The following is a 14,534-nucleotide window of genomic DNA, read 5'->3' as shown; positions in this document are numbered from 1 at the left end:
CCATGGCCAGAGCGCGTGGACGAGGTCGTCGCGATCTCAAGTCCGAAATCAACATCGTACCGTTGCTGGATGTACTGCTGGTGCTGTTGCTGATCTTTATGGCGACAGCACCCATCATTACCCAGAGTGTGGAGGTCGATCTGCCAGACGCTACTGAATCGCAGGCAGTGAGTAGTAACGATAATCCGCCAGTGATAGTTGAAGTATCTGGTATTGGTCAGTACACCGTGGTGGTTGAGAAAGATCGCCTGGAGCGTTTACCTCCAGAGCAGGTGGTGGCAGAAATCTCCAGCCGTTTCAAGGCTAATCCGAAAACGGTCTTTCTGATCGGTGGCGCAAAAGATGTGCCTTACGATGAAATAATTAAAGCGCTGAACTTGTTACACAGTGCGGGTGTGAAATCGGTTGGTTTAATGACGCAGCCTATCTAAGCATCTGCGTTTCCCTTGCTTGAAAGAGAGCGGGTAACAGGCGAACAGTTTTTGGGAACCGAGAGTGTCAAAGGCAACCGAACAAAACGACAAGCTCAAACGGGCGATAATTATTTCAGCAGTGCTGCATGTCATCTTATTTGCGGCGCTGATCTGGAGTTCGTTCGATGAGAATATAGAAGCTTCAGCCGGAGGTGGCGGTGGTTCGTCTATCGACGCCGTAATGGTTGATTCAGGTGCGGTAGTTGAGCAGTACAAACGCATGCAAAGCCAGGAGTCAAGCGCGAAGCGTTCCGAAGAGCAGCGCAAGATTAAGGAACAGCAGGTAGCCGAAGAACTCCGTGAAAAGCAAGCGGCTGAACAGGAACGCCTGAAGCAACTTGAGAAAGAGCGGTTAGCTGCTCAGGAACAGAAAAAGCAGGCTGAAGACGCCGCCAAACAGGCTGAGTTAAAGCAGAAGCAAGCGGAAGAAGCGGCAGCGAAAGCTGCGGCAGATGCTAAAGCGAAGGCCGAAGCGGATGCCAAAGCAGCAGCCGAAGCGCAGAAGAAAGCTGAGGCTGAAGCCGCCAAAGCTGCTGCGGCACTGAAGAAGAAAGCCGAAGCTGCAGAAGCCGCCGCTGCTGAAGCAAGAAAGAAAGCAGCGGCTGAAGCTGCTGAAAAAGCGAAGGCTGAAGCTGAGAAGAAAGCGGCTGCTGAAAAGGCTGCGGCTGATAAGAAAGCAGCGGCAGAGAAAGCTGCGGCTGATAAGAAAGCAGCGGCAGAGAAAGCTGCAGCTGATAAGAAAGCAGCAGCGGCAAAAGCGGCTGCTGAAAAAGCCGCTGCAGCTAAAGCGGCCGCAGAGGCAGATGATATCTTCGGTGAGCTAAGCTCTGGTAAGAATGCACCGAAAACCGGTGGTGGGGCGAAAGGGAACAATGCTTCGCCTGCCGGGAGTGGTAATACTAAAAACAATGGCGCATCAGGTGCAGATATCAATAACTATGCCGGGCAGATTAAATCTGCTATCGAAAGTAAGTTTTATGACGCATCGTCTTATGCAGGCAAAACCTGTACGCTGCGCATAAAACTGGCACCAGATGGCATGTTACTGGATATCAAACCTGAAGGTGGCGATCCCGCACTTTGTCAGGCTGCACTGGCAGCAGCTAAACTTGCGAAGATCCCGAAACCACCAAGCCAGGCAGTATATGAAGTGTTCAAAAACGCACCATTGGACTTCAAGCCGTAATCGCGATGTTGGCCGTCACGGCGGTTAATATCAGACATCGGTTGTCGCGGGGTTCTGGTAGTTTTGTGTATTTGAGTTTGTTAACATTCTGCTAAATTATCGTGGACTATCTGTCCGGATAAGGGAGATATGATGAAGCAGGCATTACGAGTAGCATTTGGTTTTCTCATACTGTGGGCGTCAGTTCTGCACGCTGAAGTCCGCATTGTGATCGACAGTGGTGTAGATTCCGGTCGTCCTATTGGTGTCGTTCCTTTCCAGTGGGCAGGGCCTGGTGCGGCACCTGAAGATATTGGCGGCATCGTTGCTGCTGACTTGCGTAACAGCGGTAAATTTAACCCGTTAGATCGCGCTCGTCTGCCACAGCAGCCGGGTAGCGCGCAGGAAGTTCAACCCGCAGCATGGTCTGCACTGGGTATTGACGCTGTGGTTGTAGGTCAGGTCACTCCGAACCCGGACGGCTCTTACAATGTTGCTTATCAGCTAGTTGATACCGGTGGTGCTCCGGGTACTGTACTTGCTCAGAACTCATATAAAGTTAACAAGCAATGGCTGCGTTATGCTGGCCATACCGCCAGTGACGAAGTGTTTGAAAAACTGACCGGCATTAAGGGTGCGTTCCGTACTCGTATTGCCTACGTTGTTCAGACCAACGGTGGTCAGTTCCCGTACGAATTGCGCGTATCTGACTACGATGGCTACAACCAGTTTGTGGTTCACCGCTCTCCTCAGCCGCTGATGTCTCCAGCGTGGTCACCAGACGGTTCTAAACTGGCATATGTCACCTTCGAAAGTGGTCGTTCCGCGCTGGTTATCCAGACGCTGGCAAATGGCGCTGTGCGTCAGGTGGCTTCATTTCCGCGTCACAACGGTGCGCCAGCGTTCTCACCGGATGGCAGCAAACTGGCGTTTGCCCTGTCTAAAACGGGTAGCCTGAACCTGTACGTAATGGATTTAGCTTCTGGTCAGATTCGTCAGGTGACTGATGGCCGTAGCAACAACACTGAACCGACCTGGTTCCCGGATAGCCAGAACCTGGCATTTACTTCTGACCAGGCAGGTCGTCCGCAGGTTTATAAAGTGAATATCAACGGCGGTGCGCCACAACGTATTACCTGGGAAGGTTCGCAGAACCAGGATGCGGATGTCAGCAGCGACGGTAAATTTATGGTAATGGTCAGCTCCAATGGTGGGCAGCAGCACATTGCCAAACAAGATCTGGTAACGGGAGGCGTACAAGTTCTGTCGTCAACGTTCCTGGATGAAACGCCAAGTCTGGCACCTAACGGCACTATGGTAATCTACAGCTCTTCTCAGGGGATGGGATCCGTGCTGAATTTGGTTTCTACAGATGGGCGTTTCAAAGCGCGTCTTCCGGCAACTGATGGACAGGTCAAATTCCCTGCCTGGTCGCCGTATCTGTGATAATAATTAATTGAATAGTAAAGGAATCATTGAAATGCAACTGAACAAAGTGCTGAAAGGGCTGATGATTGCTCTGCCTGTTATGGCAATTGCGGCATGTTCTTCCAACAAGAACGCCAGCAATGACGGCAGCGAAGGCATGCTGGGTGCCGGCACTGGTATGGATGCGAACGGCGGTAACGGCAACATGTCTTCCGAAGAGCAGGCTCGTCTGCAAATGCAACAGCTACAGCAGAATAATATCGTTTACTTCGATCTGGACAAATACGATATCCGTTCTGATTTCGCTCAAATGCTGGATGCACACGCAAACTTCCTGCGTAGCAACCCGTCTTACAAAGTCACCGTAGAAGGTCACGCGGACGAACGTGGTACTCCGGAATACAACATTTCCCTGGGTGAACGTCGTGCGAACGCCGTTAAGATGTACCTGCAGGGTAAAGGTGTTTCTGCTGACCAGATCTCCATCGTTTCTTACGGTAAAGAAAAACCTGCAGTACTGGGCCATGACGAAGCGGCATACTCCAAAAACCGTCGTGCGGTACTGGTTTACTAAGAGAATTGCATGAGCAGTAACTTCAGACATCAACTATTGAGTCTGTCGTTACTGGTTGGTATAGCGGCCCCCTGGGCCGCTTTTGCTCAGGCACCAATCAGTAGTGTCGGCTCAGGCTCGGTCGAAGACCGCGTCACTCAACTTGAGCGTATTTCTAATGCTCACAGTCAGCTTTTAACTCAACTTCAGCAGCAACTCTCCGATAATCAGTCCGATATTGATTCCCTGCGTGGTCAAATTCAGGAAAATCAGTATCAACTAAATCAGGTCGTGGAGCGGCAAAAGCAGATCCTGTTGCAGATCGATAGCCTCAGCAGCGGTGGTGCAGCGACGCAATCTGCCAGCGTTGAGCAAAGCGGGGCGGCGGCAACAACGCCAACGGCTGATGCTGGTACTGCGAGTGCTGGCGCGCCGGTGAAAAGCGGTGATGCAAACACTGATTACAATGCAGCTATTGCACTGGTGCAGGATAAATTCCGCCAGGATGATGCGATGGTGGCATTTCAGAATTTCATCAAAAATTATCCTGATTCAACTTACCTGCCAAACGCCAATTATTGGCTGGGTCAGTTAAACTACAACAAGGGTAAGAAAGATGATGCGGCGTACTATTTTGCTTCGGTAGTGAAAAACTATCCGAAGTCACCGAAGGCTGCAGATGCGATGTTTAAGGTCGGCGTCATCATGCAGGACAAAGGTGACACTGCGAAAGCGAAAGCCGTGTACCAACAGGTTATCAGTAAGTACCCTGGTACTGATGGCGCCAAACAGGCACAAAAACGTCTGAACGCCATGTAATGCATAACACGCGACCAGAAGTCGCATTATTTCTGGTCGTGTCGTGCGAATCATAAGCAGTTGAGTGATCTACATCGAAATTTTTGTTGCGCTCAAATCTGAAATCAGTAATATATGCCGCCGTTGCCACGGGATATCAAACAAACCGAAAGCAACACTAAAGTGGGTCGTTAGCTCAGTTGGTAGAGCAGTTGACTTTTAATCAATTGGTCGCAGGTTCGAATCCTGCACGACCCACCACTAGCATAGTTAGTTGTAGTATCCAGCGTAGTATCGGGTGATTAGCTCAGCTGGGAGAGCACCTCCCTTACAAGGAGGGGGTCGGCGGTTCGATCCCGTCATCACCCACCACCGGGTCGTTAGCTCAGTTGGTAGAGCAGTTGACTTTTAATCAATTGGTCGCAGGTTCGAATCCTGCACGACCCACCACTAATTATGGTGGGTTAGGTGGAAACAGTTAGTAGTATCCAGCGCAGTATCGGGTGATTAGCTCAGCTGGGAGAGCACCTCCCTTACAAGGAGGGGGTCGGCGGTTCGATCCCGTCATCACCCACCACTCGGGTCGTTAGCTCAGTTGGTAGAGCAGTTGACTTTTAATCAATTGGTCGCAGGTTCGAATCCTGCACGACCCACCAATTTTAATAATTGGCACCGAGTAAAAATCTTTCAGGTAACACCCGTATGGGTCGTTAGCTCAGTTGGTAGAGCAGTTGACTTTTAATCAATTGGTCGCAGGTTCGAATCCTGCACGACCCACCATCCTGAATGATTAAAGCAGTATAATCCCGCAAGGGGTCGTTAGCTCAGTTGGTAGAGCAGTTGACTTTTAATCAATTGGTCGCAGGTTCGAATCCTGCACGACCCACCAATGTGAAAAGGCACCCTAAAGGTGCCTTTTTGCTATCTTAACATCCCTCGATTTTAATTCGTAAGTTCCCACGCTTGATGAGTGAATAACCTTATGTAGGTCGGATAAGCGCAAAGCGTTGCATCCAATATCACGTACGTAATTCTTGTGACTTTTCCCTGCCATTCGGTTATCTTGTTTAGCATATAAAACAAATGAAATCGGTAATAGCGATATCACGCTTCATATCGGTTTAAATGTTAAGTCTGCAAAACGAGATAGCAAGATGAGCGTGATGTTTGATCCTGAAGCAGCGATTTATCCTTTCCCAGCAAAGCCGACGCCGTTAAGCATTGATGAAAAAGCGTATTACCGCGAGAAAATAAAACACCTGCTGAAAGAACATAATGCGGTTATGGTCGCCCACTACTACACCGACCCTGAAATCCAACAACTGGCGGAGGAAACCGGCGGCTGCATTTCCGATTCGCTGGAAATGGCGCGCTTTGGTGCAAAGCATCCTGCTTCTACGCTGTTAGTTGCTGGGGTGAGATTTATGGGAGAAACCGCCAAAATCCTCAGCCCGGAAAAAACAATTCTGATGCCCACACTTAAGGCCGAATGTTCACTGGATCTCGGGTGCCCCATTGAAGAATTTAACGCATTTTGTGATGCCCATCCCGATCGTACTGTCGTCGTCTACGCTAATACGTCTGCTGCGGTAAAAGCGCGTGCAGATTGGGTGGTGACTTCAAGCATTGCCGTCGAACTTATTGATCATCTGGATAGTTTGGGGGAAAAAATCATCTGGGCACCAGACAAACATTTGGGGCGTTACGTGCAAAAACAGACGGGCGCAGACATCTTATGCTGGCAAGGTGCCTGCATCGTTCATGATGAGTTTAAGACTCAGGCGTTAACCCGCTTACAAAAACAATACCCTGACGCTGCCATACTGGTACATCCGGAGTCACCCCAGGCCATTGTCGATATGGCCGATGCGGTCGGTTCCACAAGTCAGTTGATCAATGCTGCGAAAACATTGCCGCATCAACGGCTTATTGTGGCGACGGATCGGGGGATCTTCTACAAAATGCAGCAAGCGGTGCCTGACAAGGAGCTACTGGAAGCGCCAACCGCTGGCGAGGGTGCAACCTGCCGTAGCTGTGCGCATTGCCCGTGGATGGCCATGAATGGCCTCCAGGCCATCGCAGAGGCATTAGAACAGGGAGGAAGCAAACACGAGGTTCATGTTGATGAAAAGCTGCGAGAGAGGGCGCTGGTGCCGCTCAACCGTATGCTGGATTTTGCGGCTACACTACGTGGATAGCTGACAATAAGGCATCATGCTACGCATTGGAGGAAAGATGGATTTTTTTAGCACACAGAACATTCTGGTTCATATACCGATCGGTACTGGCGGTTACGATCTCTCATGGATCGAAGCGGTAGGGACGATCGCTGGGTTACTGTGTATTGGCCTTGCCAGCCTGGAGAAGATCAGCAACTACTTTTTTGGTCTGATCAACGTTACCTTGTTTGGCATTATTTTCTTTCAGATTCAATTGTATGCCAGCTTACTGCTGCAGGTATTTTTCTTTGCCGCTAACATTTATGGCTGGTATGCCTGGTCGCGACAAACCAGTCAGCATGAAGCCGAGTTGAAAATTCGCTGGCTGCCACTGCCGAAGGCATTAACCTGGTTGGCTGTTTGCGTCGTTGCCATTGGTCTGATGACGGTATTTATCAACCCGGTATTTGCGTTCCTGACCCGCGTGGCGGTAATGATTATGCAAGCGTTGGGTCTACAAGTGGCTATGCCAGAATTGCAACCAGACGCCTTCCCATTCTGGGATTCCTGCATGATGGTACTCTCCATCGTGGCAATGATCCTGATGACACGTAAATACGTCGAAAACTGGTTACTGTGGGTCATTATTAACGTGATCAGCGTGGTGATTTTCGCCTTGCAGGGGGTTTATGCCATGTCGCTGGAGTATCTGATCCTGACCTTTATTGCCCTGAACGGCAGCCGGATGTGGATAAACAGCGCACGCGAAAGAGGTTCACGCGCGCTGTCTCATTAATGGTGATGATGTGAATGGCCGGAAACCCCTTGATTAAGGTGGCAATCCGGCCCATGACAAGGCTGATATTCCATCTGAATCGTGGCGTGCTCAATCTGATAGTTGTCCATCAGATAGTGTTGGATCTTGTCCAACAATGCGTCGTGATCGTGTGGCGGGATCACCTGCACATGCAGCGTCATTACTGGCTTCTCGCCCACCATCCACACGTGTACATGATGCACATTGCGCACTTCCGGGATTTCCCGGCACATGCGGCGCTTCAGTTCAGCGATATCCAGCGAAACCGGCGCACCTTCAAGTAATTCATTCACGCTATCTTTCAATAATCGCCAGGCACTGCGCAGAACCAGAAGTGAAACGAGAATGGAAAGAATAGGGTCAGCAGGCGTCCAGCCGGTCCAGATAATAATCAACGCCGCGATGATAGCGCCGACAGAACCCAGCAGATCCCCCAGGACATGCAACGCTGCCGCGCGTACATTGAGATTTTTCTCTTCACTGCCACGATGCAGCAACCAGAAAGAAAGCACATTCGCCAGCAATCCAGCCACGGCAATAGTCATCATCATACCGCCTTCAACCGGACGTGGCGTGCGGAAGCGTTCTATCGCCTCCCAGACAATCAAAATAGTAATCACCACCAGGGCGATGGCATTTACAAACGCCGCGAGGGTGGTCAATCGAAGCCAGCCGAAAGTATGGCGAATGGTGGGGGGACGACGGGAAAATTGAACGGCAAGTAGGGCGAAAAGCAGGGCGGCAGTATCGGTCAGCATATGACCCGCATCAGCCAGCAATGCCAGAGAACCGGAAAGAAAGCCGCCAATAACTTCAACCAGCATAAAACCGGCGGTAACGCCGAAAGCATATAACAAGCGACGAGCATTATTATCTTCTGGCAGATGTGCGGAAGTGTGTGAGTGCGCCATGACGAGTCATCCCTTAATTAATCTCACTTAACTTTATGACATCATACTGCTTTTAGAAGGGAAAAATTAAAAGGGAGAGACTCCGCTCTCCCTGTATTGGCTTTATTGCAGGATTACTGTGTTGTACCGTCGGTTTTGGTATCGACATCATTGTTGATGCCATCACCGGTTTGTACTTTTTTATTGATGTCCGGACAGCGACCATCTTTGCACATCGTATTTTTGTGCTCTTCATCTTTGGTCATGCCATCATTATCCATTGATGAACCGTTCGGGTGCAGCATGGTGCCGCCCGAGTTGCTATTAACCCCGCTATTATCGACGTTATTTGGCGCGACATTTTCACGGGCATCTGGGGCAACCTGGCCCGCATCAGCCGCAGCGTTTGCCTGGCCGTTATTAGTTTGTGCGCCGCTATCGGCAGCCAGTGCAGCTCCGCTGGCAAGACTAAGAGTGGCAGTCAGAAATAGAGTGGCCAGTTTTGTCATTTTCATACGATGCTCCTGTTATGGTCGTTATGTCGGATAACCTCTTCCAACAGTGCATTTGCAGGTGATTGTCAGGCAATGGTTTAAGATTTCAGCCAGAAGAATAAATCCAGCAGAGAATCTTGAAAAAATTAATAAACAAAGAAGTTACAGTTAGAAATTGTAGGTGAGATCTCGTTTTTCGCGACAATCTGGCGTTTTTCTTGCTAATTCCAGGATTATTCCGTTCATAGTGTAAAACCCCGTTTACACATTCTGACGGAAGATATAGATTGGAACTATTGCATTCACTAAATTAAGTATGGCAACACTGGAACAGACATGAATTATCAGAACGACGATTTACGCATCAAAGAAATCAAAGAGTTACTTCCGCCTGTCGCACTGCTGGAAAAATTCCCCGCTACCGAAAATGCCGCGAATACGGTTGCCCATGCCCGTAAAGCGATCCACAAGATCCTGAAAGGTAATGATGATCGCCTGTTAGTGGTGATTGGCCCTTGTTCAATTCATGATCCTGTAGCCGCTAAAGAGTATGCAACCCGCTTGCTGGCGCTGCGTGAAGAGCTGAAAGACGAGCTGGAAATCGTCATGCGTGTCTATTTTGAAAAGCCGCGTACGACAGTGGGTTGGAAAGGGTTGATCAACGATCCGCATATGGATAACAGCTTCCAGATCAACGACGGTTTGCGCATTGCTCGTAAATTGCTGCTCGACATTAACGATAGTGGCCTGCCAGCAGCAGGTGAGTTTCTCGATATGATCACCCCGCAGTATCTGGCCGACCTGATGAGTTGGGGCGCAATTGGCGCACGTACAACCGAATCGCAGGTTCACCGTGAACTGGCGTCTGGTCTTTCTTGCCCGGTAGGATTCAAAAATGGCACCGATGGCACGATTAAAGTGGCTATTGATGCCATTAATGCTGCTGGTGCGCCACACTGCTTCCTGTCAGTGACCAAATGGGGTCATTCGGCAATTGTGAATACCAGCGGTAACGGCGATTGCCATATCATTCTGCGCGGCGGTAAAGAGCCTAACTACAGTGCGAAACACGTTGCTGAAGTGAAAGAAGGGCTGAAAAAAGCGGGTTTACCGGCGCAGGTGATGATTGATTTCAGCCATGCAAATTCGTCCAAACAATTCAAAAAGCAGATGGAAGTTTGCGCTGACGTTTGCCAGCAGATTGCCGGTGGTGAAAATGCTATTATTGGCGTGATGGTGGAAAGTCACCTGGTTGAAGGGAACCAGAGTCTGGAAAGCGGTGAGCCGCTGGCTTATGGCAAGAGCATCACCGATGCCTGCATTGGCTGGGAAGATACCGACTCTCTGTTACGTCAACTGGCGAACGCCGTAAAAGCACGTCGCGGATAAGGTTTATAGTCCCGACCTGCGAATCGCCATGACTGTACGTTTGTAGGCCTGATAAGACGCGTAGCGTCGCATCAGGCAATGTGCTCCGTTGTCAGTTACGTACGCCTTGTGCAAAAACAAAAAAAGCCGACTCACTTGCAGTCGGCTTTCTCATTTTTTCAACGGATTACGCTTACTTTGCTTTACCCTGGTTCGCAACGGCCGCTGCTTTCGCCGCGATCTCGTCAGCATTACCCAGGTAATAACGTTTCAGAGGTTTGAAGTTTTCGTCAAACTCATACACCAGCGGTACGCCAGTCGGGATATTCAGCTCAAGGATCTCTTCTTCACTCATGTTATCGAGATATTTCACCAGCGCACGCAGGGAGTTACCATGTGCCGCGATGATCACGCGCTCACCGCTCTTCATGCGTGGCAGAATGGTTTCATTCCAGTAAGGGATCACGCGGTCAATGGTCAGCGCCAGGCTTTCCGTCAGCGGCAGCTCTTTTTCGCTCAGTTTAGCGTAACGCGGATCGTGGCCCGGATAACGCTCATCATCTTTAGTCAGTTCCGGCGGAGTTACCGCAAAACCACGACGCCACTGTTTCACCTGCTCGTCGCCATATTTTTCAGCGGTTTCCGCTTTGTTCAGACCCTGCAACGCACCGTAGTGACGTTCGTTCAGTTTCCAGGATTTCTCAACGGGCAGCCATGCCTGATCCAGTTCGTCCAGCACATTCCACAGAGTATGGATAGCGCGCTTCAGCACAGAGGTGTAAGCAAAGTCAAAGCTGTAACCTTCCTCTTTCAGCAGCTTGCCTGCTGCTTTTGCTTCGCTTACGCCTTTCTCAGACAGATCCACGTCGTACCAACCGGTGAAACGGTTTTCTTTATTCCACTGGCTTTCGCCATGACGAACCAGAACCAGCTTAGTTACAGCCATATACTTACTCCTCAAATCATTATTTAATGATAATAATTCTCATTATATTGCCGTGGGATAACAACAGCAATGCTTACGCATAACCATAGCGAAAATAGTGTCGCAGTGTAAGGTTGTTGTGAATATTGAGTTGCAAATATGTCTTCATTTGCTGGCAAGATGAACGATACGATGAGAAAGCCCTCATATTGAGGGCTTGAAGTCACTGTGCAATAAACTGATATTCCGTCAGGTTGGAATACTCTTCGCCTGGGCGTAAGAAACAGTCCGGCTGTGGCCATTCAGGATGGTTCGGGCTGTCCGGCAAAAACTCGCTTTCCAGCGCCAGACCTTGCCAGTCGGCGTAAGGTTCAGTTCCCCGCGAGGGTGTGCCGCCAAGGAAGTTGCCGGAGTAAAATTGCAAAGCCGGAGCGGTGGTGTAGACCTTAAGCTGCAATTTCTCATCTGCTGACCAGACATGCGCTGCCACTTTCTTGCCATCGCCTTTGGCCTGCAACAAGAACGCGTGATCGTAACCTTTCACTTTGCGCTGATCTTCGTCGGCAAGAAACTCACTGGCGATGATTTTGGCGCTGCGGAAATCAAAAGACGTACCGGCAACAGATTTCAGTCCGTTGTGCGGAATACCGCTTTCATCTACCGGCAGATATTCGTCAGCCAGAATCTGCAGCTTGTGATTACGCACGTCAGACTGTTCACCGTCGAGGTTGAAATAGACGTGGTTAGTCATATTCACCGGGCAAGGCTTATCAACCGTGGCGCGATAGGTGATAGAGATACGGTTATCATCGGTCAGACGATACTGCACCGTCGCGCCGAGATTACCCGGAAAGCCCTGATCGCCATCTTCTGAAGTCAGGGCAAACAGCACCTGACGATCGTTCTGATTTACAATCTGCCAGCGACGTTTATCGAATCCTTCCGGGCCGCCGTGTAGCTGGTTGACACCCTGACTTGGCAACAGCGTGACAGTTTCGTCGTCAAAGGTATAACGGCTATTGGCGATACGGTTGGCATAGCGACCAATAGAGGCCCCCAGAAATGCGGCCTGATCCTGATAGCATTCCGGGCTGGCACAGCCGAGCAGCGCCTCGCGGACGCTGCCATCGGAAAGCGGAATACGGGCGGAAAGTAAAGTTGCACCCCAGTCCATCAGCGTGACTACCATCCCTGCGTTGTTACGCAAAGTTAACAGTCGGTACGGCTGACCATCGGGTGCCAGTGCGGGAGTTTCATTCAGCACTGTCCTGCTCCTTGTGATGGTTTACACACGTAAAAAGTCTCTTTAATGCCTGTTTTTGCTTCATATTGTTCAGCAACAGCGTGCTGTACTGCAGGCACCAGTTCTTCCGGGATCAGCGCAACAATACAGCCGCCAAACCCACCACCGGTCATGCGCACGCCCCCTTTGTCGCCAATCACTGCTTTTACGATTTCTACCAGGGTGTCAATTTGCGGTACGGTGATTTCGAAATCATCGCGCATAGAGGCATGAGACTCCGCCATCAACTCACCCATACGTTTCAGGTCGCCTTGCTCCAGCGCGTTGGCAGCTTCAACGGTACGGGCGTTTTCGGTCAGAACGTGACGCACGCGTTTTGCGACGATCGGATCCAGTTCATGCGCTACGGCGTTGAACTCTTCAATGGTGACATCACGCAGGGCTGGCTGTTGGAAGAAACGCGCACCGGTTTCACACTGTTCACGGCGGGTGTTGTATTCGCTGCCGACCAGAGTGCGTTTGAAGTTACTGTTGATAATCACCACCGCCACACCTTTCGGCATGGAAACAGCTTTAGTCCCCAGTGAGCGGCAGTCGAGCAATAATGCATGATCTTTCTTGCCCAGAGCGGAAATCAACTGATCCATGATCCCGCAGTTACAGCCCACAAACTGGTTTTCAGCTTCCTGACCGTTAAGCGCGATTTGTGCGCCGTCCAGCGGCAGATGGTAAAGCTGTTGCAATACAGTACCGACTGCGACTTCCAGCGAAGCGGAAGAACTTAACCCGGCACCCTGCGGCACGTTGCCGCTGATCACCATGTCCACGCCACCAAAGCTGTTATTGCGCAGTTGCAGATGTTTCACCACGCCACGGACATAGTTGGCCCATTGGTAGCTGTCATGCGCGACAATGGGCGCATCAAGGGAAAACTCGTCAATCTGATTTTCATAATCGGCAGCCATAACGCGTACTTTGCGATCATCACGCGGCGCACAGCTAATCACCGTTTGATAATCAATCGCGCAGGGCAGAACAAAACCATCGTTGTAGTCGGTGTGTTCACCAATTAGATTCACGCGGCCAGGCGCCTGAATGGTATGAGTGGCAGGGTAGCCAAATGCGTTGGCAAACAGAGATTGTGTTTTTTCTTTCAGACTCATTTCTTACACTCCGGATTCGCGAAAATGGATATCGCTGACTGCACGCAAACGCTCTGCTGCCTGTTCTGCTGTCAGGTCTCGCTGGGTTTCTGCCAGCATTTCATAACCGACCATAAATTTACGCACGGTGGCAGAGCGTAACAGAGGTGGATAAAAGTGCGCGTGCAACTGCCAGTGTTGGTTCTCTTCGCCATTAAACGGCGCACCGTGCCAGCCCATCGAGTAAGGGAAGGAGCACTGGAAAAGATTGTCATAACGACTGGTCAGCTTTTTCAACGCCAGTGCCAGATCGCTGCGCTGGGCGTCGGTCAAATCGGTGATCCGCAGAACATGGGCTTTGGGCAGCAGCAACGTTTCGAACGGCCAGGCAGCCCAGTAAGGCACCACGGCTAACCAGTGTTCGGTTTCAACAACGGTACGGCTACCATCAGCCAGTTCACGCTGGACATAATCCACCAGCATGGGGGATTTCTGTTGGGCGAAATATTCTTTTTGCAGGCGGTCTTCGCGCTCAGCTTCGTTAGGCAGGAAGCTATTTGCCCAAATCTGTCCGTGCGGATGCGGGTTCGAGCAGCCCATTGCCGCCCCTTTGTTTTCAAACACCTGCACCCACGGGTACGTTTTTCCCAGCTCTGCGGTTTGTTCCTGCCAGGTTTTGACGATTTCCGTCAACGCGGCAACGCTTAACTCTGGCAGCGTTTTACTGTGATCCGGTGAAAAGCAGATCACCCGGCTGGTGCCACGTGCGCTCTGGCAACGCATCAGCGGATCGTTGCTTTCTGGTGCATCTGGCGTGTCAGACATCAATGCCGCAAAGTCATTGGTGAAAACGTAAGTCCCGGTGTAATCGGGGTTTTTATCGCCTGTAACCCGCACATTACCTGCGCAGAGGAAGCAATCAGGATCGTGCGCAGGCAACACCTGTTTAGCTGGCGTTTCCTGCGCCCCCTGCCAGGGGCGCTTTGCGCGATGCGGTGAAACCAGAATCCATTGCCCGGTGAGCGGGTTATAGCGGCGATGTGGATGATCAACGGGATTAAATTGCGTCATGGTCGTTC

At 50.6% G+C, this 14,534-nt stretch carries 14 protein-coding genes and 7 tRNA genes; 15 read left to right on the top strand and 6 right to left on the bottom strand.

Annotated elements, in window-relative coordinates:
• Positions 1-2 precede the first annotated feature (2 nt).
• From tolR to pnuC, 14 genes are all read left to right on the top strand, one after another.
• Complete coding sequence (gene tolR / locus C7B16_RS12580; protein ID WP_000090096.1) at positions 3-431, top strand: colicin uptake protein TolR; 429 nt, start codon at positions 3-5, stop codon at positions 429-431.
• A gap of 64 nt (positions 432-495) precedes the next feature.
• Positions 496-1,659 carry a cell envelope integrity protein TolA gene (gene tolA, locus C7B16_RS12575; RefSeq protein ID WP_107179765.1) on the top strand — a complete coding sequence of 388 codons (1,164 nt, stop codon included), beginning with the start codon at positions 496-498 and terminating at the stop codon, positions 1,657-1,659.
• Positions 1,660-1,791: 132 nt separating this feature from the next.
• On the top strand, positions 1,792-3,084 hold the full coding sequence (gene tolB, locus C7B16_RS12570; RefSeq protein ID WP_010352214.1) for a Tol-Pal system beta propeller repeat protein TolB: 1,293 nt from the start codon (positions 1,792-1,794) through the stop codon (positions 3,082-3,084).
• Between the two features lie 34 nt (positions 3,085-3,118).
• Complete coding sequence (gene pal / locus C7B16_RS12565) at positions 3,119-3,640, top strand: peptidoglycan-associated lipoprotein Pal (RefSeq protein WP_001295306.1); 522 nt, start codon at positions 3,119-3,121, stop codon at positions 3,638-3,640.
• 9 nt (positions 3,641-3,649) lie between these two features.
• On the top strand, positions 3,650-4,438 hold the full coding sequence (cpoB, locus tag C7B16_RS12560; RefSeq protein WP_107179764.1) for a cell division protein CpoB: 789 nt from the start codon (positions 3,650-3,652) through the stop codon (positions 4,436-4,438).
• Positions 4,439-4,602: 164 nt separating this feature from the next.
• Positions 4,603-4,678, top strand: a tRNA-Lys gene (locus C7B16_RS12555).
• 35 nt (positions 4,679-4,713) lie between these two features.
• Positions 4,714-4,789 (top strand) — tRNA-Val (locus tag C7B16_RS12550).
• Between the two features lie 2 nt (positions 4,790-4,791).
• Positions 4,792-4,867 (top strand) — tRNA-Lys (locus C7B16_RS12545).
• 51 nt (positions 4,868-4,918) lie between these two features.
• A tRNA-Val gene (locus C7B16_RS12540) sits at positions 4,919-4,994 on the top strand.
• A 3-nt stretch (positions 4,995-4,997) separates the two neighbouring features.
• A tRNA-Lys gene (locus tag C7B16_RS12535) sits at positions 4,998-5,073 on the top strand.
• A 48-nt stretch (positions 5,074-5,121) separates the two neighbouring features.
• Positions 5,122-5,197 (top strand) — tRNA-Lys (locus tag C7B16_RS12530).
• Between the two features lie 33 nt (positions 5,198-5,230).
• Positions 5,231-5,306 (top strand) — tRNA-Lys (locus C7B16_RS12525).
• Positions 5,307-5,571: 265 nt separating this feature from the next.
• Positions 5,572-6,615, top strand: coding sequence for a quinolinate synthase NadA (nadA, locus tag C7B16_RS12520; protein ID WP_016248492.1), 1,044 nt, complete (start codon positions 5,572-5,574; stop codon positions 6,613-6,615).
• Positions 6,616-6,652: 37 nt separating this feature from the next.
• A complete protein-coding gene (gene pnuC, locus C7B16_RS12515) occupies positions 6,653-7,372 on the top strand; it encodes a nicotinamide riboside transporter PnuC (RefSeq protein ID WP_016248493.1) in 720 nt (239 codons plus the stop codon).
• Here the strand turns inward: pnuC and zitB are convergent.
• Complete coding sequence (zitB, locus tag C7B16_RS12510) at positions 7,369-8,304, bottom strand: CDF family zinc transporter ZitB (protein ID WP_016261826.1); 936 nt, start codon at positions 8,302-8,304, stop codon at positions 7,369-7,371. The two genes, pnuC and zitB, sit on opposite strands and share 4 nt — an antisense overlap.
• 113 nt (positions 8,305-8,417) lie before the next feature.
• Complete coding sequence (locus C7B16_RS12505; RefSeq protein WP_000784357.1) at positions 8,418-8,798, bottom strand: YbgS-like family protein; 381 nt, start codon at positions 8,796-8,798, stop codon at positions 8,418-8,420.
• 315 nt (positions 8,799-9,113) lie between these two features.
• Here C7B16_RS12505 and aroG point away from each other — a divergent pair, with 315 nt between their 5' ends.
• Entirely contained in the window at positions 9,114-10,166 is a 1,053-nt protein-coding gene (aroG, locus tag C7B16_RS12495) for a 3-deoxy-7-phosphoheptulonate synthase AroG (protein WP_001109190.1), read from the top strand.
• Between the two features lie 172 nt (positions 10,167-10,338).
• Here aroG and gpmA read toward each other — a convergent pair whose 3' ends face one another.
• From gpmA to galT, 4 genes are all read right to left on the bottom strand, one after another.
• Entirely contained in the window at positions 10,339-11,091 is a 753-nt protein-coding gene (gpmA, locus tag C7B16_RS12490; RefSeq protein ID WP_001295305.1) for a 2,3-diphosphoglycerate-dependent phosphoglycerate mutase, read from the bottom strand.
• A 202-nt stretch (positions 11,092-11,293) separates the two neighbouring features.
• Positions 11,294-12,334, bottom strand: a complete 1,041-nt coding sequence (galM, locus tag C7B16_RS12485) for a galactose-1-epimerase (RefSeq protein ID WP_107179763.1) — start codon at positions 12,332-12,334, stop codon at positions 11,294-11,296.
• The gene (galK, locus tag C7B16_RS12480) at positions 12,328-13,476 is read right to left on the bottom strand and encodes a galactokinase (RefSeq protein ID WP_001516014.1); all 1,149 of its coding nucleotides are present in this window, start codon (positions 13,474-13,476) and stop codon (positions 12,328-12,330) included. Before galK ends, galM begins: the two co-directional genes overlap by 7 nt.
• A 3-nt stretch (positions 13,477-13,479) precedes the next feature.
• Complete coding sequence (gene galT / locus C7B16_RS12475) at positions 13,480-14,526, bottom strand: galactose-1-phosphate uridylyltransferase (protein ID WP_000191515.1); 1,047 nt, start codon at positions 14,524-14,526, stop codon at positions 13,480-13,482.
• Positions 14,527-14,534 lie beyond the last annotated feature (8 nt).

Source organism: Escherichia sp. 20412-1, from assembly GCF_003027595.1.
Lineage (GTDB): Bacteria > Pseudomonadota > Gammaproteobacteria > Enterobacterales > Enterobacteriaceae > Escherichia > Escherichia marmotae.
The sequence above is the reverse complement of the archived record's forward strand: the minus strand, read 5'-3'. Positions and strand labels throughout refer to the sequence as shown.